This window comes from Undibacterium sp. SXout7W, from assembly GCF_049339385.1.
GTDB lineage: Bacteria > Pseudomonadota > Gammaproteobacteria > Burkholderiales > Burkholderiaceae_D > Undibacterium.
The window spans coordinates 1-456 of sequence record NZ_JBMPPF010000079.1 but is presented as its reverse complement, the minus strand read 5'-3'; the positions used below and the strand labels follow the sequence as shown (position 1 = coordinate 456).

Here is a 456-nt window from a genome sequence, read left to right as displayed (position 1 = left end):
CATCTTCGGCTTCCACCTAGCCTCGCTGGACAAGCGCCAATCGTCGGACATCCACGAGCGCGTGCTGGCCGAGCTGTTCGCCAAGGCCGGCGGCCAGCCCGGCTATGCGTCGCTGGACGAGGACGCCAAGGTGGCCCTGCTGCTGAGCGAGCTGTCGCAGCCGCGCCTGCTGTATACGCCCTACATCGCCTACTCGGCCGAGACCGACTCCGAGCTGGGCGTGCTGCGCGCGGCGCGCGAGATCCGCGCGCGCTACGGCGACCGCGCCATCCGCAACTACATCATCTCGCACACCGAAACCCTGTCCGACCTGCTGGAAGTGCTGCTGCTGCAAAAGGAAATGGGCTTGCTGCGCATCGCCGAGCAAGAGCTGGACCTGATGGTGATCCCGCTGTTCGAAACCATCCCCGACCTGCAACGCGCGGCCGGCATCATGGAAGCGGTGATGGCGATCCC

General features: G+C 66.4%; 1 protein-coding gene. It reads left to right on the top strand.

Features of this window, described 5'->3' with window-relative positions; genetic code table 11:
- The coding region (locus ACO0LB_RS20565; RefSeq protein WP_423052568.1) for a phosphoenolpyruvate carboxylase at positions 1–456 on the top strand (456 nt) is incomplete at both ends.